The organism is Sphingopyxis sp. (assembly GCF_040216815.1).
Lineage (GTDB): Bacteria > Pseudomonadota > Alphaproteobacteria > Sphingomonadales > Sphingomonadaceae > Sphingopyxis.
Genome location: NZ_JAVJOJ010000003.1, coordinates 1 through 24318 on the forward strand (window position 1 = coordinate 1; position 24318 = coordinate 24318).

General features: G+C 64.2%; 26 protein-coding genes. 19 read left to right on the forward strand and 7 right to left on the reverse strand.

All coding sequences use genetic code 11. The features are described 5' to 3' along the window. On the forward strand, window positions 1-145 hold a 145-nt coding region (locus RIA72_RS02615), incomplete at its 5' end, for an NAD(P)(+) transhydrogenase (Re/Si-specific) subunit beta (protein WP_350030814.1). A gap of 108 nt (window positions 146-253) precedes the next feature. Then, window positions 254-952 carry an aspartate/glutamate racemase family protein gene (locus tag RIA72_RS02620; RefSeq protein WP_350030815.1) on the forward strand — a complete coding sequence of 233 codons (699 nt, stop codon included), beginning with the start codon at window positions 254-256 and terminating at the stop codon, window positions 950-952. A gap of 97 nt (window positions 953-1049) precedes the next feature. Here the strand turns inward: RIA72_RS02620 and RIA72_RS02625 are convergent, their stop codons facing one another. Then, window positions 1050-1463 (reverse strand): DUF2147 domain-containing protein, encoded by a 414-nt coding sequence (locus RIA72_RS02625; protein WP_350030816.1) that lies wholly within the window; start codon window positions 1461-1463, stop codon window positions 1050-1052. A 95-nt stretch (window positions 1464-1558) separates the two neighbouring features. Here RIA72_RS02625 and RIA72_RS02630 point away from each other — a divergent pair, with 95 nt between their 5' ends. From RIA72_RS02630 to RIA72_RS02675, 10 genes are all read left to right on the forward strand, one after another. Next, on the forward strand, window positions 1559-2761 hold the full coding sequence (locus tag RIA72_RS02630; protein WP_350030817.1) for a parallel beta-helix domain-containing protein: 1203 nt from the start codon (window positions 1559-1561) through the stop codon (window positions 2759-2761). After that, window positions 2758-3795, forward strand: a complete 1038-nt coding sequence (locus tag RIA72_RS02635) for an SO2930 family diheme c-type cytochrome (RefSeq protein ID WP_350030818.1) — start codon at window positions 2758-2760, stop codon at window positions 3793-3795. The genes RIA72_RS02630 and RIA72_RS02635 overlap by 4 nt, the downstream gene beginning before the upstream one ends. A gap of 67 nt (window positions 3796-3862) precedes the next feature. After that, window positions 3863-4495, forward strand: a complete 633-nt coding sequence (maiA, locus tag RIA72_RS02640) for a maleylacetoacetate isomerase (RefSeq protein ID WP_350030819.1) — start codon at window positions 3863-3865, stop codon at window positions 4493-4495. Continuing rightward, window positions 4492-6531: a TonB-dependent receptor gene (locus RIA72_RS02645; protein ID WP_350030820.1), complete on the forward strand. Its 2040-nt coding sequence runs from the start codon at window positions 4492-4494 to the stop codon at window positions 6529-6531. Before maiA ends, RIA72_RS02645 begins: the two co-directional genes overlap by 4 nt. Before the next feature lie 71 nt (window positions 6532-6602). Next, window positions 6603-7049 (forward strand): MarR family winged helix-turn-helix transcriptional regulator, encoded by a 447-nt coding sequence (locus tag RIA72_RS02650; protein ID WP_350030821.1) that lies wholly within the window; start codon window positions 6603-6605, stop codon window positions 7047-7049. Next, complete coding sequence (locus RIA72_RS02655) at window positions 7042-7323, forward strand: HPr-rel-A system PqqD family peptide chaperone (RefSeq protein ID WP_350030822.1); 282 nt, start codon at window positions 7042-7044, stop codon at window positions 7321-7323. Before RIA72_RS02650 ends, RIA72_RS02655 begins: the two co-directional genes overlap by 8 nt. Beyond that, entirely contained in the window at window positions 7320-8186 is an 867-nt protein-coding gene (locus RIA72_RS02660) for an HprK-related kinase A (RefSeq protein WP_350030823.1), read from the forward strand. Before RIA72_RS02655 ends, RIA72_RS02660 begins: the two co-directional genes overlap by 4 nt. Next, window positions 8183-9214 (forward strand): nucleotidyltransferase domain-containing protein, encoded by a 1032-nt coding sequence (locus RIA72_RS02665; RefSeq protein ID WP_350030824.1) that lies wholly within the window; start codon window positions 8183-8185, stop codon window positions 9212-9214. The genes RIA72_RS02660 and RIA72_RS02665 overlap by 4 nt, the downstream gene beginning before the upstream one ends. Before the next feature lie 225 nt (window positions 9215-9439). Next, window positions 9440-10801 (forward strand): glycosyltransferase family 2 protein, encoded by a 1362-nt coding sequence (locus RIA72_RS02670; RefSeq protein WP_350030825.1) that lies wholly within the window; start codon window positions 9440-9442, stop codon window positions 10799-10801. Next, window positions 10798-11736, forward strand: coding sequence for a hypothetical protein (locus RIA72_RS02675; RefSeq protein WP_350030826.1), 939 nt, complete (start codon window positions 10798-10800; stop codon window positions 11734-11736). The genes RIA72_RS02670 and RIA72_RS02675 overlap by 4 nt, the downstream gene beginning before the upstream one ends. A gap of 109 nt (window positions 11737-11845) precedes the next feature. On the opposite strand, the gene RIA72_RS02680 is transcribed toward RIA72_RS02675, so the two are convergent. Continuing rightward, window positions 11846-12508, reverse strand: coding sequence for an HAD-IA family hydrolase (locus RIA72_RS02680; protein WP_350030827.1), 663 nt, complete (start codon window positions 12506-12508; stop codon window positions 11846-11848). Window positions 12509-12668: 160 nt separating this feature from the next. Between RIA72_RS02680 and glmU the strand changes: the two genes are divergently transcribed. From glmU to RIA72_RS02715, 7 genes are all read left to right on the forward strand, one after another. Next, on the forward strand, window positions 12669-14036 hold the full coding sequence (gene glmU, locus RIA72_RS02685; RefSeq protein WP_502957925.1) for a bifunctional UDP-N-acetylglucosamine diphosphorylase/glucosamine-1-phosphate N-acetyltransferase GlmU: 1368 nt from the start codon (window positions 12669-12671) through the stop codon (window positions 14034-14036). Continuing rightward, entirely contained in the window at window positions 14033-14341 is a 309-nt protein-coding gene (locus RIA72_RS02690) for a hypothetical protein (RefSeq protein WP_350030829.1), read from the forward strand. The genes glmU and RIA72_RS02690 overlap by 4 nt, the downstream gene beginning before the upstream one ends. Before the next feature lie 25 nt (window positions 14342-14366). Further along, complete coding sequence (locus RIA72_RS02695; protein ID WP_350030830.1) at window positions 14367-14612, forward strand: ribbon-helix-helix protein, CopG family; 246 nt, start codon at window positions 14367-14369, stop codon at window positions 14610-14612. A gap of 3 nt (window positions 14613-14615) precedes the next feature. Beyond that, window positions 14616-14981, forward strand: coding sequence for a type II toxin-antitoxin system VapC family toxin (locus tag RIA72_RS02700; protein WP_350030831.1), 366 nt, complete (start codon window positions 14616-14618; stop codon window positions 14979-14981). An 18-nt stretch (window positions 14982-14999) separates the two neighbouring features. Then, window positions 15000-16823, forward strand: coding sequence for a glutamine--fructose-6-phosphate transaminase (isomerizing) (gene glmS, locus RIA72_RS02705; protein ID WP_350030832.1), 1824 nt, complete (start codon window positions 15000-15002; stop codon window positions 16821-16823). After that, window positions 16820-17485 carry an HAD family hydrolase gene (locus tag RIA72_RS02710; RefSeq protein WP_350030833.1) on the forward strand — a complete coding sequence of 222 codons (666 nt, stop codon included), beginning with the start codon at window positions 16820-16822 and terminating at the stop codon, window positions 17483-17485. Before glmS ends, RIA72_RS02710 begins: the two co-directional genes overlap by 4 nt. 162 nt (window positions 17486-17647) lie before the next feature. Then, window positions 17648-18514 (forward strand): dienelactone hydrolase family protein, encoded by an 867-nt coding sequence (locus tag RIA72_RS02715; RefSeq protein WP_350030834.1) that lies wholly within the window; start codon window positions 17648-17650, stop codon window positions 18512-18514. Window positions 18515-18533: 19 nt separating this feature from the next. On the opposite strand, the gene RIA72_RS02720 is transcribed toward RIA72_RS02715, so the two are convergent. The 5 genes from RIA72_RS02720 to RIA72_RS02740 form a co-directional block, all read right to left on the reverse strand. Then, window positions 18534-19385: an HpcH/HpaI aldolase/citrate lyase family protein gene (locus RIA72_RS02720; protein WP_350030835.1), complete on the reverse strand. Its 852-nt coding sequence runs from the start codon at window positions 19383-19385 to the stop codon at window positions 18534-18536. Beyond that, entirely contained in the window at window positions 19385-19837 is a 453-nt protein-coding gene (locus tag RIA72_RS02725; protein ID WP_350031024.1) for a MaoC family dehydratase, read from the reverse strand. The genes RIA72_RS02720 and RIA72_RS02725 overlap by 1 nt, the downstream gene beginning before the upstream one ends. Before the next feature lie 132 nt (window positions 19838-19969). After that, the gene (locus tag RIA72_RS02730) at window positions 19970-21811 is read right to left on the reverse strand and encodes an acetyl/propionyl/methylcrotonyl-CoA carboxylase subunit alpha (protein WP_350030836.1); all 1842 of its coding nucleotides are present in this window, start codon (window positions 21809-21811) and stop codon (window positions 19970-19972) included. Then, window positions 21808-22647 (reverse strand): hypothetical protein, encoded by an 840-nt coding sequence (locus tag RIA72_RS02735; protein ID WP_350030837.1) that lies wholly within the window; start codon window positions 22645-22647, stop codon window positions 21808-21810. Before RIA72_RS02735 ends, RIA72_RS02730 begins: the two co-directional genes overlap by 4 nt. A 6-nt stretch (window positions 22648-22653) precedes the next feature. Beyond that, window positions 22654-24270 (reverse strand): carboxyl transferase domain-containing protein, encoded by a 1617-nt coding sequence (locus RIA72_RS02740; RefSeq protein ID WP_502957930.1) that lies wholly within the window; start codon window positions 24268-24270, stop codon window positions 22654-22656. Window positions 24271-24318: the final 48 nt, after the last annotated feature.

Below are 24318 nucleotides of genomic sequence, written 5' to 3' on the forward strand. Positions count from 1 at the left end.
GTTCGTGAAGCGTTCGATGGGCGGCGTCGGCTATGCCGGCGTCGACAATGACGTCTTCTACATGGATCAGACGATGATGCTGCTCGGCGACGCCAAGAAGATGGCCGACGACATCGTCAAGGCGCTGAGCGGCAGCGGGCACTAGACAAGAATCGTCGCCCCTGCGAAGGCAGGGGCCGCTGGCAGCCTCGCGCTACCTCGACAGCGGCCCCCGCCTTCGCGGGGGCGACGTGTTTTTGAGACAGGGAACCTTATGCGCAAAATCGGCCTGATCGGGGGGATGAGCTGGGCGTCGACCGAGCTATATTACCGCCACCTCAACAAAGGCGTGCAAAAGCGCCTCGGCACCGCCTGTTCGGCGCCGATCTTGATGGAGAGCCTGAACTATTGCGAGCTGTCGCGGATCACCACTGACGAGCAATGGGCCCATGCAAAGGATGTGCTGATCGAATCGGCCCGGCGGCTGGAGGGTGCGGGCGCGACCGCGCTGATGATCGCCGCAAACTCGATGCACAAGGTGGCCCAAGACGTCGCGGCTGCAATCACGATCCCGCTCCTCCATATCGTCGACGAAACGGGCGAGAAGATGAAGGCCGACGGGATCAAGTCCGCGGCGGTGATCGGCACACGCAACGTGATGACCGAACCCTGGTTTCGCCAGCGGCTTGTCCGCCACGGGCTGACGCTGGCCCCTTATGATGCGACCCGGGCCGAAGAGATCGACCGGATCATCTACGAAGAGCTGATGGTCGGCAAGGCGAACGAAGCGTCGCGCCGGACGATGAAGACCTTTATCACCGACATCGCGAAACAGGATATTCAGGCGATCGTCCTTGCCTGCACCGAACTGGTGATGCTCGTCGATCCCGATGCCAACCTGTTGCCGATCTATGACACCACGCGCATTCACGTCGCGGCGGGGGTCGACTGGATTTTGGGCGAGGGGGCTTAGATATCATCATGTCACCCCGTCGGAGGCCGGGATCTCGCCCTTGCGTCACGAAGCGCGAGCGAGACCCCGGCCTCCGCCGGGGTGACGGCATTTTGTATCACCCCACCCGCGTCCACGTCACCGTGCGGCAAAAGACCGCGACGCATCCCTTCATCGTCATCTTGTCGCCCTTCGCGCGAAGATACGCCTTGTAATAACGGCCATCCTCGGGACTATAGCCCTCGCCCTTCCAGCCATCGCCGTCGGGGGCCAGATCCCAATAGATGCGCAGCCCCGTCACCTGGCGGCCCCGTTTGGCCTTATCGGGGTTGCGTTCGTCGAGCTGGCCGCCCGCGGGCTGTTTGATGAGCAGCCGGTCGATGTGCCCGCACATCCTGGCGCCGCACGGGGTCATCATGACAATCCCCTTGCCGTCATCGGTTTTCCAGCGGCCCGCGATGGAGGCTGGCGCCGCGGCGAGCGACGGCGCGGCGACGCAGGCGACGAGCGCCCCGGCAAATCTGTAAAGCAATGCGACCTCTCCCCGATTAGCTACAAGCCTGTCAGTAACCGGCTTGGCATCGCGCCAGTCTTGCATCATGCTGTCAAAAAACAAGGGAGAGTCTGATGCGATTCCATCATCTCGTCGTGCCGTTTTGCGCCGCGCTGTCGGTCGCCGCGCCCGCGTCCGCCAAGACGATCAGCGTGACCGCCGACACCGCCGACGCTAACGAGAAGCTGCAGGAGGCGCTGATTCTGGCCGAACCCGGCGATGTCGTCGAACTGGGACCGGGGGTCTGGAAGCTGAGCGACGGGCTGTCGCTCGACGTCGACGGGGTGACGCTGCGCGGTGCGGGCACGGGTGAGGGGGGATCGATCCTCGACTTTTCGGGGCAGCAAGGCGCGGGCGAGGGGCTGCTCGTCACCAGCGACGATGTGCTGCTCACCAATTTCGCCGTACTCAATACCAAGGGCGACGGCATCAAGTCGAAGGGCGCCGATCGCATCGTCTATCACAAGCTGCGCGTCGAGTGGACCGCGGGACCCAAGGCGACCAACGGCGCCTATGGCATCTATCCGGTCGAAAGCACCGACGTGCTGGTCGACAGCGTCTACGTCCGCGGCGCGTCGGATGCGGGCATTTATGTCGGCCAGTCGAAAAATATCGTCGTGCGCGAATCGGTCGCGACCGAAAATGTCGCGGGGATCGAGATCGAGAACAGCTACGACGCCGACGTCCACGACAATATCGCCAACCGCAACACGGGCGGAATCCTGGTGTTCGACCTGCCTAGCCTGCCGATGCAGGGCGGGCATAATGTCCGCGTCTTTTCCAACATCGTCAGCGACAACAGCGTCCCCAATTTCGCGCCCGCGGGCAATATCGTCGCGAGCGTGCCGACGGGCACGGGCGTGCTGGTGATGGCGAACCGCAATGTCGAGATTTTCGACAATATCTTCGACCAGAACGGCACCGCCAATGTGATGATCGTCGGTTATCGCTACGAACATAAGGACGCGAATTACCAACCGTTGCCGCGCCAGATCGTCGTGCGCGATAACCAGCATGGCAAGGCGGGCTACGCCCCTGCCTTTCCCGGCGGCGCCGAGATCGCGGCGGCGATCGGCGGCGGCATTCCGCCGGTACTGTGGGACGGGTCGGGCGATGCGATCGTCAACGACGATGTCGGTGTGCTGTCGCTGAACCTGCCCGATATGGCGATGCCGCAAAGCGCGGCGAAGCCGTCATCCGCCGACCTTAAAGGCACGGCGCCCGCGCCGCTGCCGGGCATCACGCTGCCCGCGAGCATGGAGGCGAAGGTCCGGTGAGACGCGTTTTTGCTGCGTTGGCAACGGCATTGCTTTGCGTCAGCGGTAGTGCAACCGTGCCGTTGCCCGACGGCAAGCAAAGTGTCATCGAAAGCGATGCAATCCCGCAGAAACTATCGGTATTCGGGCTGTTCCCCTTCGGTCCGAAAGCGCCGCTGGTGAGTTTCGGCTACACGCTGCGCACAGCTCTGTTCAGCGATTATACCGACAAGCATCGCTTCGTTTCGATTCCCGACGGCAAGCGAGCAAAGATATTGTCCGACGGAACGATCGAGTTTCCGGTCGGGACCGTTCTGGTCAAGAGCTTCGGTTGGAGCGATGTGAACGGCGGCCGACCTGTCGAGACGCGCCTATTGATCCATCGCGCATCGGGCTGGGTGGCGCTGCCCTATATCTGGGACGACGACGGCAAGGATGCGACGCTGGCGCTCGGTGGTCGTCGCGTTCCGGCGAGTTTCAAGAGTCCTGACGGCGATGCTCACACGATCCGATATGCCGTGCCGAACAAGAATCAGTGCAAGGAATGCCATAGCTTGAATGGAGAGATCGTTCCCATCGGTCCGAAAGCGCGTAATTTCCTTCTCGAGCCTGAGGTCGCAAAAGCTGTGCGGTCGCTTTATTTCGAGAATCCGGAGGCGCTGAGGTCTGTGATGCCGCAATGGGACGATCCGGCGAGCGGCAGCGTCGTGGACCGCGCGCGCGCCTATCTCGACGTCAATTGCGCGCATTGCCACAATCCGGCGGGCAGCGCGTCGAACAGCGGGTTGTTCCTGCGCTGGACCGACGATCCCGCGGGCGTGAATTACGGCATCGGCAAGCGCCCGACCGCGGCGGGGCGCGGTAGCGGGGGGATGGATTTCGCGATTGCGCCCGGCAAACCCGACCACAGCTTTATGATCTACCGCCTCGAAAGCACCGATCCCGGCATTGCGATGCCCGAGGTGGGGCGCTCGACCGTGCACAAGGAAGGCGCGGCCCTGCTCCGGCAATGGATTGCGGAAATGCCCAAGGGTGGGCATGACACGCCCGACTGAACACCAACCAGCCGTCATCCCGGCCTGCGCCCGGATGACGGTGGAAAGAAGCGGCGCACCGACTCCCATGACCCAGCTCGTCCTCCACGATTATTTCCGCTCCTCGGCCAGCTTTCGCGTCCGTATCGCGCTCAATCTGAAGGGCCTCGATTACCAGCGCGTCGAGGTCAGCCTGATCGCGGGCGAACAGCGCAGCGATGCCTATCTGGAGCAGAATGCGCAGGGTTTCGTGCCGATGCTCGTCGTCGATGGCGAGCCGATCATCCAGAGCATGGCGATCATCGACTGGCTCGACCGCAGCTTCCCCGAACCGCGGCTGATTCCCGACGAGCCGATGCCGCGCGCGGTCGCGCTGGCGCGTGCGCAGGTGATCGCGAGCGACATCCACCCGCTCAACAATCTTCGCGTGCTCAAATATCTGAAGCGCGACCTGGGATTGAACGAACAGACCAAGGACCGCTGGTACCGCCACTGGATCGCACAGGGTTTCGACGCGCTGGAGGCGATGGCGGGCGAGGGCAAATTCCTCGGCGGCGACGCGCCGGGCATCGCCGACTGCTGCCTGGTGCCGCAGATGTACAACGCACGGCGGTTCGACACGCCGCTGGACGATTATCCGCGGCTGGTCGCGATCGACGCGGCGTGCATGGAACTGGACGCGTTCCAGAGGGCGCATCCCGACGCGGTCAAGCCCGCGTGATCCGGCTGCTGGTGGGGACCGCGCTGCTGGCGATGCCGGCGGCGGTGATGGCGCAGACCAAGCCCGAAAAAGAGATCATCATCCCCGCTAGGGTCGTTCCGCGCGAAGAAATCGTCGTATCGGGGAGCGGTCTGCTGCGTGAATCGGGAAGCGACCTCGCCCAATCCTACGATATATTGCCGGATGTAAGGCCGGGTTTCGGTACCCGCGTGGAGAACCGGCTGCGCGACGAGGCGGGCATCGTCCAGTTCCGCCGCAGCGACGGGCGCAGCGCGCATTCGACTAGCCAGGGCGTGACCTTGCGCGGGCTCGGCGGCAATGCGTCGAGCCGCGCGCTGGTGACATTGGACGGCGTGCCGCAGGCCGATCCCTTTGGCGGTTGGGTCGCATGGTCGGCCTATGACGCGATCAACCTCGGCGGCATCGTCGTGGCGCGCGGAGGCGGGAGCGGCGCCGATGGTTCCGGCGCGCTCGCGGGGACGATCGGGCTGCATTCGGAGATGACCGATGGCGTCGAGGCGAGCCTCGCCTATGGCAGCCGCAATGGTTGGGATGCGTCGGCGAGCGTTGGCGGAGCCGTCGGCGCCGGGCACGTTGCGGTCGACGCGCGTTACGGTCGCGGCGACGGTTTTGTCCCTGTGGTGAAGGCTCAGCGCGGTGCGGTCGATCGGGCCGCGCCCTATGAACAAGGCGGGCTCGGCCTGCGACTGCGCTTCGACGCGGGCGACGACAGCCGGATCGAGGCGAGCCTGCGGGGCTTTGCCGACCGCCGCGACCGCGGGACCGATTTCAGCGCGAGCAAGATCGACGGCGTCGACGCCAGCGTTCGATTCGTCCACGATCCCGGCGGCAGGGCGCAATGGCTCGCGCTCGCCTATGTCCAGCTTCGCGATTTCGAAAGCGGCTTTGCAAGCGTCGCGGCGGGACGCAACAGCGTCGCGCCGGCGCTTTTTCAGCGTATCCCGGCGACCGGCCTCGGCGCGCGTCTCGAGTTTCGCCCGGCGATCGGCGGGGCCAATCCGCTGCGTATGGGCATCGACTGGCGACGGACGAGCGGCCGCACCGAAGAAGATTTCTTCTTTGCCGGGGGCGTCCCCCGGCGCCATCGCACGGCGGGCGGCGAGAGCGACACGGCGGGGGCGTTCGCCGAATGGACGTCGGGTGACGCGAACGATGGCTTGCTCTGGACGCTGAGCGGCCGGATCGACCGCTGGTGGCTGGGGGCGGGTTATCGCCGCGAACGCAATATCGGCGGCGCGCCGATCAGTCATGCACGCTTTGCCGCGCGGCAGGGGTGGGAGGGCAGCGGGCGCGCCGGGGTGCGCTGGACGTCAGACGCCTTTGCGTTGCGCGCCGCCGCCTATCGCGGCTGGCGCCTGCCGACGCTCAACGAGCTTTACCGCCCGTTCCGCGTCGGCGCCGAGACGACGATGGCGAACGAGGCGCTGAAGCCCGAACGGCTGTGGGGAGGCGAGGTCGGGGCGGACTGGGAAAGCGGCGGGACCAGATTGTCGGCGACGCTGTTCACGAACCGCCTCACCAACGCGATCGCCAATGTCACGCTCGCGCCGAACCTCAACCAGCGGCAGAATCTCGAGGCGATCGACAGCAAGGGCGTCGAGGTCGCTGCCGAGCAGCGGATCGGGCCCGCGTCGCTGCGCGCGACCTATGCCTATACCGATGCCGATGTCGACGCATCGGGCGCGGCGGCGGTGCTCGACGGGCGGCGTCCGGCGCAGATCGCCCGGCATGGCGGCAGTGTCTCGCTGCGCAGCGCGGGCGACGGCCCGCTCGGCGGCTTTGCCACCTTGCGCTATATCGGGACGCAGAATGAGGACGATCTGGGGCTGCAGCGGCTGGGCGATGCGCTCACGCTCGACGCCGGCCTGTCGTGGCGCTTGGCGGGCGGGATCAGCGTCGAGGCGCGCGGCGAGAATCTGTTCGACGAACTGGTGCCCGCGGCCATATCGGCGTCGGGGATCGTCGAGCGCGCCACGCCGCGAACGCTGTGGATCGGCGCGCGGGTCGGTTTCTGACCTTCACAGCGCCGAAACAGGCGATAGGATACCGCGACCGGGTAGGACGAGGGGCATGGGACATATCTGGCATGGCAGCGAAGAAGCTTAATCTCGACAATTTCCTTCCCTATCGCCTGTCGATCGCGTCGAACGCGCTGTCGAGCCGGATCGCCGCCGAATATGAAAATCGCTTCGGGCTCAAAATTCCCGAATGGCGGTTGATGGCGGTGCTGGGTGAGGGGAAGCCCAAGACACAGCGCGAACTGGTGCAGGCGACGCGGATGGACAAGGTGACGGTGAACCGCGCCGCCAAAGGCCTGGCCGACCGTCAGCTGATCGCGCGGCAGGCGCATGAGGCCGACGGGCGTTCGCATCATCTGGCGCTCACCGAGACCGGCCGCTCGCTTTATGATGCCATCGTGCCCGCCGCGCTCGCGAGCGAGGCGCGGCTCGAAGCGAACCTCAGCGGCGACGAGCGCGCGGCGCTCATGGCGCTTCTCGCCAAGCTGATCGCCGCCGCCGAAACCTATGACTGACCGCGTTTTTCGCGCTGCGCCCGCAGACGCCCTGTGCATCGAGCCGCTGGGTGCGATCACCGCGATCTTCGACCGCCGGTCGATGCAGACGCATCTGGTCGCGCCGCCGCTCCCCGAAATGCTGGCGCTGATGGGCGAGGGGCCGTGCGATGCAGCGCTGCTCACGAAACGCCTGGAAGCCGCGTTCGACCTTGGCGATACGGGCGATGTCCGGGAGCGCGTGGCCGAACGCCTGGACGAGCTGGCGGCGATGGGGTTGGTGACCGCCGCGTGAGATATTGCGCGCGCATTGCCGTGGGGCCCGTGCAGTTTCGCGTGGGCAGCGACTGGCGCCGCCCGATCGCGGATCTCGACCGGCTCTATTCCGCCTACCCAAAAGACGAAGCGCGTCCAGCCGACGCCACGGTGCGGCTGTTCGCGGCGCGGCCATGGCGTCGCTGGCTGCGCCCTTCGGTGCATATCGGCGGCGATTTCGTCGTGCCCGACGCGCTGCCGCTGCCGTTGTCGATGGGGCTCCTCGCCGCCGAGATGGCGATGAACCTGCAGGTTGCGCTCGGCTGGCGGCGGCACCTGTTGCTCCACGCCAGCGCGGTCGCGCGGGACGGGCGCGCGCTGATCCTGTCGGGCGAGTCGGGGTCGGGCAAATCGACGCTCGCGGCGCTGCTGGGCGAGGGCGCGTGGCGGTTGATGGGCGACGAATTCACGCTGATCGAGCCCGTGCGTGGCGCAGCCTTCGCCTTTCCGCGCGCGGTGAGCCTGAAAAATCAGGCAATCGACGAAGTCGCCGCGCGCGTCGATGCCGCGCGGCTGGGGCCGCGGCTCACCGGCACGCCCAAGGGCGACATCCGCCACCTGATCCCACGAGCCGACGCGATCGCCGCGATGCACGAACCCGCGCGCCCGGCGCTTCTCCTCTTTCCGCGCTTCGGCGGCGAAGCGGCCATCGAGCCGATGGGCGAGGGCGAGGCCTTTGTGCGGCTGACAGAAGCCTCGACCAACTATGTCGCGCTCGGCGAGGCGGGGTTTTCGGCGCTGACGCGGCTGGTACGCGAGGTTCCGGCGTTCGGCGTGACCTATCCCGACAGCGCCACCGGCATCGCGCTGGCCGAGGATCTGTGGACCGAGGCGACGGCATGAGCCCGGCACAAACGCTCGTCGACCTGCTCGCCGGGCGATGCGAGCCCGGCGAGCTCCCACCCCGCGCGTGGGAGGGTGTGATCGGCGTCGCGCGGGCCGAGGCGATGCTGGCGACGCTGGCGCACCGGCTGGAGGGCGCTTCGCTGCCACCTTCGGTCGCGGCGCTTTTCGCCGACCAGCGCGCCGCGGCAAAGGTTGCAACCGCGCAGGCGCTTTGGGAAGCGGAGATGGCGCGCCGCGCGCTGGCGTCCGAGTGCATCGAGTTTGTGCTGCTGAAGGGCGCGGCCTATGCCGCCGCCGGCCTTTCGTGCAGCGCGGGGCGCCAGATCGGCGATCTCGACATATTGGTGCTCGCCGCGGACATTCGCCGCGCGGAGAATGAACTGCTCGAGGCGGGGTGGGAGTGGGTGAAGTCCGACCCCTATGACGACCATTATTATCGCGCGCATATGCACGAGCTGCCGCCGATGATTCACAAGACCCGCGACCGGATGATCGACGTGCACCACACCATTCTGCCGCGCACGCACCGGATCACGCCCGACGCGCTCGCGCTGGTCAGCGATGCGGTGACGACCGAAGGGGGGTTTGCGGTGCTTTGCCCCGCCGACATGACGGCGCATTGCGCGGCGCACATGCTCGCCGACGGCGATTTGCAGGGCGGCCTCAGGAACCTTTGGGATTTTCACTGCCTGACGCGCGATTTTGCCGCCGCCGACGCGGGCTTCTGGGGCAGGCTCGACGCGCGGGCGGAGCTCCATGGGCTGCGCGCTGCCGTTCGCCGGGCGGCGCGGCTGGCGCGCGACCTTTACGGCAGCGCGCTGCCACCGGGCTGGGACGAGCAAGTTGGCGGCGACGCCTGGTACCGCCGCCGCCTACTCGCGCGCGACGATTGGGGACGGCCGACCGACCGGTGGCTGGAGCAGGTCTTCTACATCCGTTCCCACTGGCTCCGAATGCCGACGATGATGCTGGCCAGGCATTTGTGGACGAAGTGGCGGAGGCGCCGGCATCATTTCGCTGGTTGAATCGGTACTTATTCGGTCCGCGACATCCATCTCATAATGCGCTGGAAGTTTTCATTCGGCCGCCTCGGCGCCGACGAATGCGGTTCATCCTGCTTTCATGTGACAGGTTGCATGCGCCACGCCCGCTCGTGACGGACCCAAGCGAGCGGAGTGGGGACTGCTAACGTGTTGGAAAGAAATATCGGGAAAAAATGGCCGCTCGGGGGCGCTGTGGATGGCAAAGCTATGGCCGATATGCCCGCGAACGAAGCACAATGGCGCCGTCTTTACTTGGGCGTCCGTGCGAAATTTCTTCTCGCTCTGACGATTGCAATAGCATGGACAGCACTCAGCGTGTGGTTGTCGCAGCGCTGGCTCGTTGACCTGGCGGAAGTAACAAACTGGCCTTTCGCACTGATTGCGATCATTTTTATCGCCTATGTTCCGGGCTTCATGAACGCTTTCCTTATAGCGACGCTGTCGCTGGATCGCAGGCCCGTGGCTTGTGTGTCGCCAAGCCGGGCAATGCCGGGCGTAACGGTGCTGGTTGCCGCCTATAATGAGGCGGCGGGTATTCGGGATACTCTGACAAGCCTCGCCCGGCAGGATTATCAAGGACCGCTCGAAGTCCTTGTCCTCAACGACGGATCGACGGATGAAACCGCGGCTGTCGTGCGCGACCACCTTGCATCGCTAAGCTTGCCGGGCACTGCAACCATCACCTTGCACGATTTTCAGGTGAACCGCGGGAAATCGGCCGCCCTGAACGATGGCTTGAAATCCGCGTCGCACGATTTGGTCGTGACGATCGACGGTGATTGCTGGGTTCGCAGCAATGCTTTGACGCAGATCGTACACCGTTATTTGTCGGACCCCGACCATACGGTCGCGGTTGCCGGCGCCGTGATGGTCCGTAATTCGCGGCGGAATTTGCTAACTCGTGCGCAGGAGTGGGATTATTTCCACGGCATAGCGTCGGTAAAACGCATGCAGGGCATGTATCACGGTACTCTTGTCGCGCAGGGCGCCTTCTCGCTCTACCGGCGTGATGCGCTCGAGGAAGTCGGTGGTTGGCCTGAATGCGTGGGGGAAGACATCGTCGTTTCATGGGCCTTGCTCGAACGCGACTATCGCATCGGGTATGCGGATAGCGCCTTGGCCTTCACCAACGTTCCTGAACGTATCCGGCAATTTGCGTTGCAACGCAAACGCTGGTCACGCGGTCTTATGGAGGCCTTCAAGGCGCATTGGCGGCTGCTCTTCAAACGGCGTATGACGACGTTGTTCATCTGGTGGAACGTCGCCTTCCTGCCGCTGGACCTCGTATACAGCTTCATTTTCATACCCGGCATTGTCCTGGCCTTTTTCGGATATTTCTATATCGCCGGGCCGCTGACGCTCGCCGTGTTGCCTTTGGCCGCGCTTTGGAATGTCGTGATTTTTCGTATCCAGCGCGGCGTGTATCGTAACGAGGATCTGAAGGTACGGCGAAACCCGATGGGATTCCTCTTTTACGCGCTTGCCTATAGCCTGCTGATGCAGCCGGTTTGCGTATGGGGTTATGTCGCCGAAATCATCGGTCTGAGGAAAAAGTGGGACACCAAATGAAATACGCTGCCATGACGCTAGTTGCGGCCCTCAATATTCTGCCGTCAAATCCGGCAGCCGCACAAGCAAGCGCGAGCGGGGCCGGTGACGACCTGCCGACGCAACACCATGCGATCGGCGTGGATGTTTTTGCATCGACCGACGCAGACGACACGGATGTCATTCGCGTCGGCGTCAATCTCGACCCCATATACGAGAGTCCGGATGATTATTTCGGTCTGCGCGTCGAAAAGGCTTGGTACCGGCCCCTCGGTCTCGCGACGGCCGAAAGGGAACGCGTCTTTCTGCGCTATGCCAACGGATCGACCGATTGGAAATGGAATGCGCAGATCGGTACCGATGGCGACACCGTCATCGGTTCCGCGTCGATTCACGACGAATCCAGATACCGCAAAGAATTTTTCGTCGAACGCGATATCGTCGAAACACCCCGCGGCGTTGAGGAAGGCATCTATTATACCTTTGTAGGTGCGGCGCTCGATGTTCCCGTCGATGATCGGAACAGCTTCACAGTCATGGCCGGCGCACAGGAGTTCACTGGCAAGAATGTCCGCCTTCATGCCCGCGCCAACTATGTTCATGTTCTCAAGCCCGAATGGGGTCTGAGCGCACAGCTCCGGACCCGCTATTTCCACAGCTCAAAGCCACGCGAATATGACTATTATTCACCGCGGTGGTACGTGCAGGCGCTGCCCGTTCTACAGCTTCGCCGATACAGTGGTGGTTGGCGCTATTTGGTAGCAGGCGGCGTCGGAGCCCAAAGGGATGCTGCCAGCGACTGGAGGGCCTCCTATTATGCTGCCGCCGAAGTCTCCAGCCCGGCCTCCGGCCGCGGCTGGTATTTTAAGGCTGCGGCGCTCTATAATAATATTCCCCAGAACAGCGGCGCTTATGATTATGGGCAGCTGACTATCGGGCTGACCAAAGCCTTTTGACATGCCCTGCAAGGCAGCCTGCGTCGGCATCGTCGGCCTATCCGGCGCGATGGCGGACTGTGAATGTTTGGGACGACGCTGTCTTGGCGGTTGCGAAACGGCAGAATATCTAAAGCTCCACCAGCAGCGGGACCAGTTCGTCAAAATGGCCAACGACATGATCGGCGCCGAGCGTGTCGACCGGGCGGTCGAGAAAGCCGAAACCCACCGCGACGCTGACGGCCCCCGCGCCGCGCGCCGCCTCGACGTCGAAAATGCTGTCGCCGACGAACGCCGTCCGGCCCTTGCCGCATTGTTCGATCATCGCGCGGATCGGCGCGGGGGAGGGCTTGCGCGCTCCCACCGTGTCGCCGCCGACGATCGCCGCCATACGGTCGGCCAGCCCCAGTTCGCCGAGCAGTTTGCGCGCCAGATGCTCGAGCTTGTTGGTGACGACCGCCACGCGAACGCCCAGCGCGTCGAGGCGATCGAGCGCGGCGACGGCGCCGGGGAAGGGGCAGCTCCGCACCGCGATATGCGCGCCATAAAAGTGAAGCAGTTCGGGATAGAGCCGTTCCACCATATCGGTCGGCGCGCCGCCGGTCGCGATCAACCCTTGTTCGAGCATATGCTTTGCGCCGCGCCCGATCATCGGCCGCACCGCCGCCTCGGCGAGCGGCGGACGGTCCAGCAGCGCGAGCGTATGATTGACCGCCGCGGCGAGGTCGCCCAGCGTGTCGACCAGCGTGCCGTCAAGGTCGAAACCGACGATCGCAAAAGGGAAATCTGTCATCCAACCTCCGTTTCCGTTCGTGTCGAGCGAAGTCGAGACACCCATTCGGACTACGCCAGTCAGTGGGGTGTCGCGACTTCGCTCGACACGAGCGGGATTTGAACGCGCGCATGGCGCGATGTGCTGGAAACCGCAATGATTTGCTGGCATGGCAGCGCGCATGAGCAACGCAATCGCCGCCCCCCTTGCCGCCATCGTCCTGGCCGCGGGCAAGGGCACCCGCATGAAGTCCGACCTGCACAAGGTGCTGCACCCGATCGCCGGGCGGCCGATGCTGCTGCATCTGCTTGGCGGACTCGCGGGTCTGGTGCCCACTGCGACCGTCGTTGTCGTCGGTGACAAGCGTGACCAGGTCGAGGCGGCGCTGGTCGGGGCCGGCGCAAAGGTGGTCGTGCAGGACCCGCAACTCGGCACGGCGCACGCCGCACTGCAGGCGAAGGATGCGCTTGCCGGATTCGACGGCATCGTGCTCGTCTGCTTCGGCGACTGCCCGATGTTGACTGCGGGCACGGTCCGCCGCCTCTGCGAAGCGCTCGATGGCGGAGCGGCGGTCGCGGTACTCGGCTTCCGCCCGCCCGATGCCGCCGCTTATGGCCGGATCATCGCCGACTCCGACGGGACGGTGCGCAAGATGGTTGAATATAAGGACGCAAGCGAAGACGAACGCGCGGTCGGTCTTTGCAATTCGGGGGTCATTGTTGCGGGGGCCGCGGACATGTGGCGCCTGCTCGAAGCGGTTGGCAACGATAATGCGCAGGGCGAATACTATCTCCCCGACGTCGCGACAGGTGCGATTGCCGAAGGAAAGCGCGTCGCGGTGATCGAAACCGATGCCGCCGAGGTTGCCGGGATTAACAGCCGCGCCGAACTCGCCGCTGCCGAGGCGCAGTGGCAGGCCTTCAAGCGCGAAGAGGCGATGGCCGCGGGTGTGTCGCTGCGTGCCCCCGACACGGTCTGGTTTTCCTGGGATACCGAGATTGGCCGCGACGTCACGGTCGAACCCCATGTCGTTTTCGGTCCCGGCGTCCGGATCGCCGACGGCGCGACGATCCGCGCGTTCAGCCATATCGAGGGCGCGGTGATCGGCGCGGGGTGCGAGGTCGGGCCTTTCGCGCGCCTTCGCCCCGGCACGGTGCTCGGCGAAAAGGCGAAGATCGGCAATTTCGTCGAGACGAAAAAGGCCGTGATCGGCGACGGCGCGAAGGCGAACCACCTGACCTATCTCGGCGACGCGACGGTCGGCGCAGGGGCGAATATCGGCGCGGGTACGATCACCTGCAATTATGACGGCTATTTCAAGCATCAGACGCAGATCGGCGAGCGCGCCTTCATCGGATCGAACAGCGCGCTGGTTGCGCCGGTGAAGATCGGTGCCGACGCGATCGTCGCGGCGGGCAGCACGGTGACGCTCGATGTCGCCGACGGCGAACTGCGCCTCGTGCGTGGCGAGCAGCTGGTCAAGCCCGGTTGGGCCGACCGCTTCCACGATACGATGCGCAAGAAGAAAGCAGCAGAATCAAAGAAATGAGCGACCGTTATACCGACAAGCCCTTCCTGCGTTTCGTCGATGCGTGGGTGCTGAAGGCGATCGGGCATCTCGACGAAGCGACCGAAACCTATTGCAAGGCGATGGTGCCGCAGCTCGAACAGAGTTTTGGCGTGAAGGGAAGCTGGGACGAGATCGTTGCGCAGCAGATGAACTTCGACCCCGAACTGCCGGGACAGATTCGAAAAATCTGGACCGATGGACAGGAACGGTTCGCGGCGGCAAACGGGGCTCCCGCCGATCCCGTCCAGTTCGCGATGATCTTCGTGGACCGCAACTTGACATGATATCGCGATATGATATCAATATATCATGCGGATTCTGACCGACATTCCCGAAGACGATATCGAAAAGCTGGACGCACTCGCTGCGAAAGCGAAACGCTCGCGCGCTGCGGCGATCCGGGATGCGGTCAAGCTGTACCTCGCCCAGAACGACACCAGCAACGACTGGATCATGCGCGGGGCCGGATATTGGAAGGATCGCGGCGATATTGGCGATGGCGTCGATTATCAGCGCGCCATGCGCGAAGACCGCCGCCCCTATGAAGATATTTGAACGGTGTCGGATCCCTTTTTCGACACCAATATCCTGATCGACTGGCTGTGCGGCGAGGCGCCGGCGATTGCGGAGATATCGCGGTACAAGCGCCACCGGATCAGCCGCATCGTATGGACCGAAATTCTGGCGGGCGAACCCCTGGAGCGACGCGACACGATCAAGCAGTTGATCACGCCGTTCGACGTGGTGGAAATCGATCCCAGGATCTCGCTGGCTGCCGCCGACATTCGCGTCCGTTCGCGAATGAAGCTGATGGATGCCTATATCCTCGCGACGGCTCAGGTGAACGGCGCCATTCTCATTACCCGAAACACCAAGGATTTCCCGGCGTCGATGCCGGGTATTCGCGTCCCCTACACGCTCTGAAACGAAAGCCAGGCCCACATGTGCGGAATCATCGGAATCATCGGCAAGGATCAAGTGGCGGACCGCCTCGTCGATGGCCTCAGACGCATGGAATATCGCGGCTATGATTCGGCGGGCGTATGCACGGTCGAGGGTGGGCAGCTGATCCGCCGCCGCGCCGAAGGCAAGCTGAACAATCTCGTCAAGGAACTGGCGGGGAACCCCGCGCCCGGTACTGTCGGCATCGCGCATACGCGCTGGGCAACGCACGGCGCGCCGACGACAAGCAACGCGCACCCGCACGCAACGGGCGAGGTCGCGCTGGTTCACAATGGGATCATCGAAAATTTCAAGCCGCTCCGCGAGGAACTGACTGCGCGCGGCCGCATGTTCGAAAGCGAAACCGATACCGAAGTCGTCGCGCATCTTGTCAGCGAACAGATCGAGGGCGGCAAGTCGCCGACTGAGGCGGTGCAGGCGGTGCTGCCGCAGCTGCGCGGCGCCTTCGCGCTCGCCATCGCGTTCCGCAACCATCCCGACCTGCTGATCGGCGCGCGGCTCGGCTCGCCGCTCGTCGTCGGCTATGGCGAGGGCGAAACCTATCTCGGCTCCGACGCGCTCGCGCTCGCGCCGCTGACGCAGCAGATCGCCTATCTGGAGGAGGGCGACTGGGTTGTCATCACGCGCGACGGCGCGCAGATTTACGACGCTGAAAACAATCCCGTAACGCGCGAGATCACCACCTCGGGCGTCACTGCCGCGGCGGTCGAGAAGGGCAATTATCGCCACTTCATGCAGAAGGAGATTTTTGAGCAGCCCACCGTGGTCGCCCAGACGCTCTCCTCCTACATCCGCCCGCTCGAACAGACGGTCGCGCTGCCGCAGATGGATTTCGACCTGTCGACGATCGACCGCATCACCATCGTCGCCTGCGGCACCAGCTTCTACGCCGGCATGGTCGCCAAATATTGGTTCGAGACCTTCGCGCGCGTGCCGGTCGACATCGATGTCGCGAGCGAGTTCCGTTACCGCGACCCGGTGCTGCAACCCGGCGGGCTCGCGCTTTTCATCTCGCAATCGGGGGAGACGGCCGACACGCTCGCGGCGCTTCGCCACTGCAAGGCGAATGGCCAGACGATTGCGGTGGTGGTCAACGTCCCGACCAGCAGCATGGCGCGTGAAGCCGACCTCCTGCTCCCCACCCATGCGGGGCCGGAGATCGGCGTCGCCTCGACCAAGGCCTTCACGTGCCAGCTCGCGGTACTTGCTGCGCTCGCCGCGCACCTCGCGCTCAAAAAAGGCAAGCTCAGCGCCGCCGAAGAGCGCGACATCGTGAAACATCTGATCGAGGCGCCCGCCGCCTTGAACGCCGCGCTCGCGCATGACGAGGAAATCGCCGCGATGGCCCACCTCGTCGCCCCGGCGCGCGATGTGCTCTACCTCGGCCGCGGTCCCGATTATCCGCTCGCCCTCGAAGGCGCGCTCAAACTCAAGGAAATCAGCTATATCCACGCCGAAGGCTATGCGTCGGGCGAGATGAAGCACGGCCCCATCGCGCTGATCGACGAAGCGGTCCCGGTCATCGTCCTCGCCCCATCGGGTCCGCTGTTCGAAAAGACCGTCAGCAATATGCAGGAAGTCATGGCACGCGGCGGCAAGGTCGTGCTGATCAGCGATGCCGAGGGGCTCGCCGAAGCGGGCGAGGGCTGCATGGCGACGATCGAAATGCCCAAGGTCCACCCGCTGATCGCGCCGCTCGTCTATGCGGTGCCGGTGCAACTGCTGGCCTATCATGTCGCGGTCGCGAAGGGGACCGACGTGGATCAGCCGCGCAATCTGGCGAAGTCGGTGACGGTGGAGTGAATCCCGCCGCCATCATCTTCGACTTCGACGGTGTCATCGCGGACAGCGAGGTTCGTGCCAACCAGTCGCTCGCCGAAAGCCTGACCGCGGTGGGGATGCCCGCGACTTATGAGGAATGCCTGCGCGACTATTATGGCCATAATTGGCAGGAGACGCAGCGACGGATCGAGGCGCGCTACGGGCGGCCGCTTCCCCCCGATTTCCGCGAAACGCACCGCGAGCGAGCGCGAGCGCGCTATACGGCGGGTTTCGACGCCGTCCCCGGCGCCGCCGACTTCCTCGACCGCCTGGGGCCGATGCCGCGCGCAATCGCGTCGTCGAGCCGCGCCGAATATATCGGCTGGGCGCTCGGCCTGTTCGGGCTCGATCATCATTTCGGCGACCATATCTACAGCGCCGACGGCTGGGATCGCGGCAAGCCGCATCCCGACATCTATCTGGCGGCGGCAAAGGGGCTGGGCGTCGAACCGGCGCGCTGTCTTGCCGTGGAAGATTCTCCGACTGGGGCGCAGGCGGCGCTTGCCGCGGGGATGACCGTTATCGGCTTCTGCGGCGCCGGTCATATCCTCGACCGCGCGGCGCATGGGGCCATGCTGCGCGAAACCGGGGTGCACCATGTGGCGATGGTTTTCGAGGACATCGAAATCCTCCCTGTCGCGTAGCGATGGGGAGGATAGCGAGCCAAAAACCGCTGTCCTACAATAGAATGCCCGACTAACCTTGCGCCCGGTTCGATCCCGAAGACGGGACGACGATGTGAATCGCGAGTAAAGTTGCGCAGTTTTCTGCGGCTTATCCCCAAAGCCCCCAAGGAGAGATCCTCTATGTGTACCGAAAAGATGGAAGCCGATCGCGACCGCGCCGGAATGCCCGTCGCGCGGCGCAGCTTTGCCGCGCTTGCCGGGGCGGGCGCGTTGATGGCGGCGCTTCCTGCGCGCGCCATCGCGGGCAAGCCGGTGAAGGGACGCGACGTCACCATCGCGACCGTCGACGGCATTTGCGACGCCTATTTCGTCGCGCCGGCCGAGGGCAAGCACCCTGGCGTGATCGTGTGGCCCGACATTCGCGGGCTGCGTCCCGCCTTTCGCCAGATGGCCGAGCGGCTGGCGGGGGAGGGTTATGCGGTGCTGTGCGTCAATCCCTTCTACCGCTGGCAAAAGGCGCCGGTGGTCGATGCCGAGAATCATTGGGGCGTCGCCGCGGTGCGCGAAAAGCTGTTCGGTTATCTGAAGCAATTGACGCGGCCGCTGGTCGAAACCGATGCTGCGGCGCATATCGCCTTTCTCGACGCGCAGGCAGAGGTCGACGCCGCGCGGGGGATCGGCACCAGCGGTTATTGCATGGGCGGGCCGATGACCATCTATACCGCCGCGCTGAAACCCGACCGCGTGCGCGCGGCGGCGAGTTTTCACGGGGGCGGCGTCGGCACCGCCAAGCCCGACAGTCCGCATCTGCTGATTCCGGGAACCAACGCCGGCTATTTGTTCGCAATCGCCGAGGATGACGACAAGGAATCGCCGAATGAGAAGGTCTTGCTGAAGGCCGTGCTCGAACCGCGCCCGCAATGGCACGAGGTCGAAGTCTATCCGGCGCAGCATGGCTGGTGCCCGCCCGACGGCCGCGTTTACGACGAAGCCGCGGCCGAAAAGGCGTGGGCCCGCCAGCTCGCGCTGTTCAAGGCGAGTTTGTAACGCAGTATACGCCGTTCGGTCAGTCCGCCAGCGACAGGATATGCCGCGCCTGTTTCAGATGCGGGGCATCGACCATCTTGCCATCGACCTGAAGCACCCCCGCGCCGGGATTGGCGGCGAAGGCATCGACGATCGCCTGCGCGCGCGCGGCTTCGTCAGCGCTGGGGGTGAAGGCGGCGTTGATCGGTTCGACCTGCGACGGATGGATCGCCATCATGCCGGTGAAGCCGTCGCGGCGCGCGCGCGCGGCATAGGCGGCGAGGCCCGCTTCGTCCTGGATCGCGGGGAAAACGGTATCGACGGCCGCGACGCCCGCGCCATGCGCCGCAAACAGTGTCAGCGCGCGCGCAACCTCATAAGGCTGGGTGTAACTGCCGTCCGCGTTCCGGCTCGTGGTCGCGCCGATCGCGGCGGGCAGGTCCTCGGCGCCCCAGGTCAGGCCGAGCAGGCGATTCTTCACCTCGCGGTAGCTGCCGAGCGTAAAGATGGCGGCGGGGGTTTCGGTCGCAATGGGCACGATCGGCGGCAGCGAGGCATCGCTCCCCGATTCACTGCGCAATATCGTATCGATCTGCGCGATACTCGGTGCGCCTTCCGCCTTGGGCAGCATGATGGCGTCGGGGCGCGCTTCGATCACTGCGGCGATGTCGGCCGCGGTCATATGTCCGTCGAGCGGATTGACGCGAACGAGCGTCACGACGTCGCGCGCGCCCGCCAGATAGTCCGCGATGGCAGCGCGCGCCGCATCCTTGTTGGCGGGCGCGACCGAATCCTCAAGGTCGAGGATGATCGCGTCGGCGCCCGACGCTGCGGCCTTGGCAAAGCGTTCGGGCCGGTCGCCGGGAACGAAAAGAAGCGAGCGCAGGCGCATCAGGGGGCTTTCTTCTTGATGAGGGCGGAGCGTTCGCATTGGCAGACGATCTCGCCCCGCTGGTTGATCGCGCGGTGGAGGAAGGTGACGATACCCGCATTCGGCCGCGATTTGGACTCTTTGAGGCCGATCACCTCGGATTCGGCGCGAAGCGTGTCGCCGATGAACACGGGTTTGGGCATGACGAGCTTGTCGTAGCCGAGGTTGGCCACGAGCGTGCCCAAGGTCGTGTCGCCGACCGACAGGCCGACCATCAGGCTGAAGGTGAAGGTGCCGTTGACGAGGATCTGACCGAATTCCGACGCCTTCGCGGCCTCGATGTCGAGGTGGAGCGGCTGCGGATTGTGCGTCATCGCCGTGAAGAGCAGATTGTCGGTCTCGGTCACCGTGCGGCGAATCTCGTGCGTCAGCGTGTCGCCGACCACCCATTCGTCAAAATATTTGCCGACCATAATCTCAACTCCAAAATTCGTCATGCTGAACTTGTTTCAGCATCCACGGTCTGTTCTTGCGGCTGGCGCGGCGTGGTTGTCGAGGCCGCGCCATGGACCCTGAAACGAGTTCAGGGTGACGAAGAACAGAAGTTAGTTGTCGCTCTTCTCGATCTTCACCAGCAGCGCCTCGACCTGCACTTGCGCGCCAGTGGCCGCGTTGAGTTCGGCGACGACACCGTCGAAGGGTGCCGTCAGGCTGTGCTCCATCTTCATCGCCTCGAGGGTCAGCAGCTTCTGCCCCTTTGTCACCACATCGCCCGCGGCGACCTCGACCGCGATGATCTTGCCCGGCATCGGCGACAGGATCGCGCCATCGCCTGCAGCGCCGCCCACGCCGCCTGCGGCGCGCCAGGGCGTGAGTTGCCACACCGAACCGGCTTCGGCGACGAGCATTGCCGGGGCGGGGGCTTCGGCACCGGGCCCGTGAAGCGCCACCTCGACGCGCTTGCCATCGAGCAGGAAGGGCGCGCTGCGAACATCGGGAGCGTTGAGGCGAAAGCCCGCCTGCAACGACCGCGGTACCATCGCCATCGCGGCGTTAGTGAGCGCCTGCGCCGACGGTTCGGGCTCGGCGGTCATCGCGTCACCGTCGCGGCCGATCAGGCCGGTGTCGACGCTGCCCGCGACGAAATCGGGGTGGTCGAGTGCATTGATCAGGAAGGCCGAGTTGGTCTTCACGGGCCAGATCGCACTGTCCTCCAGCATCTCGGACAGCAATTCGCGCGCTTCTTCGCGGTCCTCGCCCCATGCGATGACCTTGGCGATCATCGGGTCGTAGAAGGGCGAAACCTCCGCTCCCTCATAAACGCCCGTGTCGACGCGGCCCATATGCTCGGGCAGCTGGAAGAGTTCGAGCGTGCCGATCGAGGGCAGGAAGCCCTTAGCGGGGTCTTCGGCATAAAGCCGCGCTTCCATCGCCCAGCCGTTGATCGCGAGTTCGTCCTGCGAAAGCGGGATCGGCTCTCCGCTCGCGACGCGCAGTTGCCATTCGACGAGGTCGACGCCGGTGATTTCCTCGGTCACGGGATGCTCAACCTGAAGCCGCGTGTTCATTTCCATGAACCAGATGCGGTCGGCGCGCAGTCCTTCGCTCGCGTCGGCGATAAACTCGATCGTGCCCGCGCCAACATAGTCGACGGCTTTCGCCGCGCGCACCGCGGCGGCGCACAGCTCGGCGCGTGTCGCTTCGTCCATGCCTGGGGCGGGCGCTTCCTCGATCACCTTCTGGTGGCGGCGCTGGAGCGAGCAGTCGCGCTCGAACAGGTGGACGACATTGCCGTGGGTGTCGCCGAAGACCTGCACCTCGATATGGCGCGGGGTCAGGATATATTTTTCGATCAGCACATGATCGTTGCCGAAAGAGGCCGCCGCCTCGCGCTGACATGAGGCGAGCGCGTCGGCGAAATCGGCCGGGCTATCCACCTTGCGCATCCCCTTGCCGCCGCCGCCTGCGACCGCCTTGATGAGTACGGGATAGCCGATCTGCGCAGCCTGCTCGGCGAGAAAGGCGGGGTCCTGATTTTCGCCCATATAACCTGGCGTCACCGGTACTCCGGCATCGGCCATCAGCTTCTTCGCGGCGTCCTTGAGGCCCATCGCGGTGATCGACGACGGCTTCGGTCCGACCCAGACGAGCCCGGCATCGGCGACCGCGTGCGCGAACTCGGCATTTTCGGAAAGGAAGCCATAGCCCGGATGGATTGCCTCGGCGCCGGTCGCCTTCGCCGCGGCGATGATCTTCTCGCCGACCAGATAGGATTCGCGCGCCGGAGAAGGCCCGATATGCACGGCCTCGTCGGCCTCACGCACATGCAGCGCCTTGGCATCGGCATCCGAATAGACCGCAATGGTCCTGATGCCCATCTCGCGCGCGGTGCGGATGATCCGGCAGGCGATTTCGCCGCGATTGGCGATGAGGAGGGAGGTGATCATAGCGTTTTGCGCTTCCAGTTAGGGTCAGAGCTAGGGGCTTGCCGATGAAAATAGGCGGTCATCACGTCCCTGAGCTGGGTCAGGCTTGCCTCGTATTTTTGATGCTCACCCGAGGATCCCTTGGGCAAGATCGCTTGGAAATGTTGCGCGGCACTGCCTTCCCGCTTCTCCAAAACGTAATGATCCGCGTTTGAAAGAGCCTGAAGATACTCGTCCGGTGCGAACTCCAGAACGGCAAAGTCGCCAATCGATAGCGCAGAAAGAGCTTCATCTAATTGGTCAGCGGATACGTCGACACGCTCTTCACCATTTACGAAGAAGCGAACAGGGTTGGACTGCATAGGCAACGAAGGCGTTGAACCGCGTACGCTTCTGTCGGTCGGCGCTAACGTCTTACGGACAAAATGCACTAGTGCGTCGGCTTCACGGCGGTCGGCGGAATTGATCCAGAGTGTCAACGGCAAGCCAAGGCCAAATATCGCGCCAATGACCAAATAGGCCCGCAGCGAGCCCTGACCGGCTTCGGCCATCTTGTAAGTCACCCAAGCCATGAAGGGGACAAGCAAAATGAACATTGCCGTCCCATTTAAATCAGCGCCTGCGCGTCCCACCACTTTGCTTCCCAAGCCATCTTTCCTGACGATTCCGACAACCATCGGTCCGTGCTGATTGAATGCGCTTAGCCATAGGCAAAGAAATGGGCCGACGATCCAACCTCGCGCACCGTTCTGCGGATCGAACCACCCCTTCTTCTTCTGCCGAATTCTGTTCTTCGCTTTTTCGAGCGGAAGCGCTGATGTGATTGCAAACCTATAGCCGAGAGGCTGGAACGCCATGATAATTCACATCCTGAAAACGCCAAAACCGCGATCCTCGATCGGGGCGTTCAGCGTTGCCGCGAAAGCCAGCCCGAGTACATCGCGCGTCTGGGCGGGGTCGATGATGCCGTCGTCCCACAGGCGCGCGGTGGCGTGATAGGGATTGCCTTCATCCTCATATTTCTGGCGGATCGGCGCCTTGAAGGCTTCGGCCTCTTGCGGAGTCCATTTGTCGGCGTCGCGGTGAACGGTCGCGAGTACGCTCGCCGCCTGCTCGCCGCCCATCACGCTGATCCGGCTGTTCGGCCAGCTGAACAGGAAACGCGGCGAGTAAGCGCGCCCGCACATGCCGTAATTGCCCGCGCCAAAGCTGCCGCCGATCAGCACCGTGATCTTCGGCACCGTCGCCGTGGCAACCGCCGTCACCAGCTTTGCGCCATGTTTTGCGATCCCCTCGGCTTCATATTTGCCGCCGACCATGAAGCCGCTGATATTCTGGAGGAAGAGCAGGGGAATGCGGCGCTGCTGCGCCAGCTCGATGAAATGTGCGCCCTTGACCGCGCTCTCGCTGAACAGCACGCCATTGTTGGCGAGGATCGCGACGGGGATGCCCCAGATATGCGCGAAGCCGCAGACGAGCGTGCTACCGTAATTCGCCTTGAATTCGTGAAACTCGCTGCCGTCGACGATGCGCGCGATGACCTCGTGGACGTCGTAGGGCGCACGCACGTCCTGCGGAATGATGCCGTATAGCTCTTCTGGATCATATTTCGGCGGCCTTGGCTCCCGTATTCCGTTCGCATCGAGCGAAGTCGAGATGCCGATGGGTGTCTCGACTTCGCTCGACACGAACGGACCAGAGAGGTGCGACATGATGTCGCGCACGATCGTCAGCGCATGTTCGTCATTTTCGGCAAGATGGTCGACGACTCCCGATTTCTTCGCATGGAGGTCGCCGCCGCCCAGATCCTCGGCGCTGATTTCCTCGCCCGTCGCGGCCTTTACCAACGGCGGGCCGGCGAGGAAGATCGTGCCCTGATTGCGCACAATCACGCTCTCATCGCTCATAGCCGGGACATAGGCGCCGCCGGCGGTGCAGCTTCCCATCACGCAGGCGATCTGCGGGATGCGCTTGGCGCTCATGTTCGCCTGATTGAAGAAGATACGCCCGAAATGGTCGCGGTCGGGAAAGACCTGATCCTGATGCGGCAGGTTCGCGCCGCCGCTATCGACCAGATAGATGCAGGGCAGGCGGTTCGCCTCGGCAATCTCCTGCGCGCGAAGATGCTTCTTCACCGTCATCGGATAGTAAGTGCCGCCCTTTACCGTCGCGTCGTTACAGACGATCATCGCCTGCCGCCCCGACACGCGGCCGATGCCGGCGATCATCCCGGCGCCCGGCACCTCGCCGCCATAAAGGTCGCACGCCGCAAGCTGGCCGATTTCGAGAAAGGGCGATCCCGGATCGAGCAGCCGTTCGACGCGCTCGCGCGGGAGCAGCTTGCCGCGGCTCACATGGCGTTCGCGCGACTTTTCGTTGCCGCCGAGCGCTGCCGTGGCGACGCGCGCATAAAGCTCGTCGCGCAGCGCACGGTTATGTTGGGCGTTGGCGCGGAACATCTCGCCATCGCGATCGACCATCGTTCCCAGGACCGGGGCGCTCACCTTGCCAATTCTCCCTTTGAATGC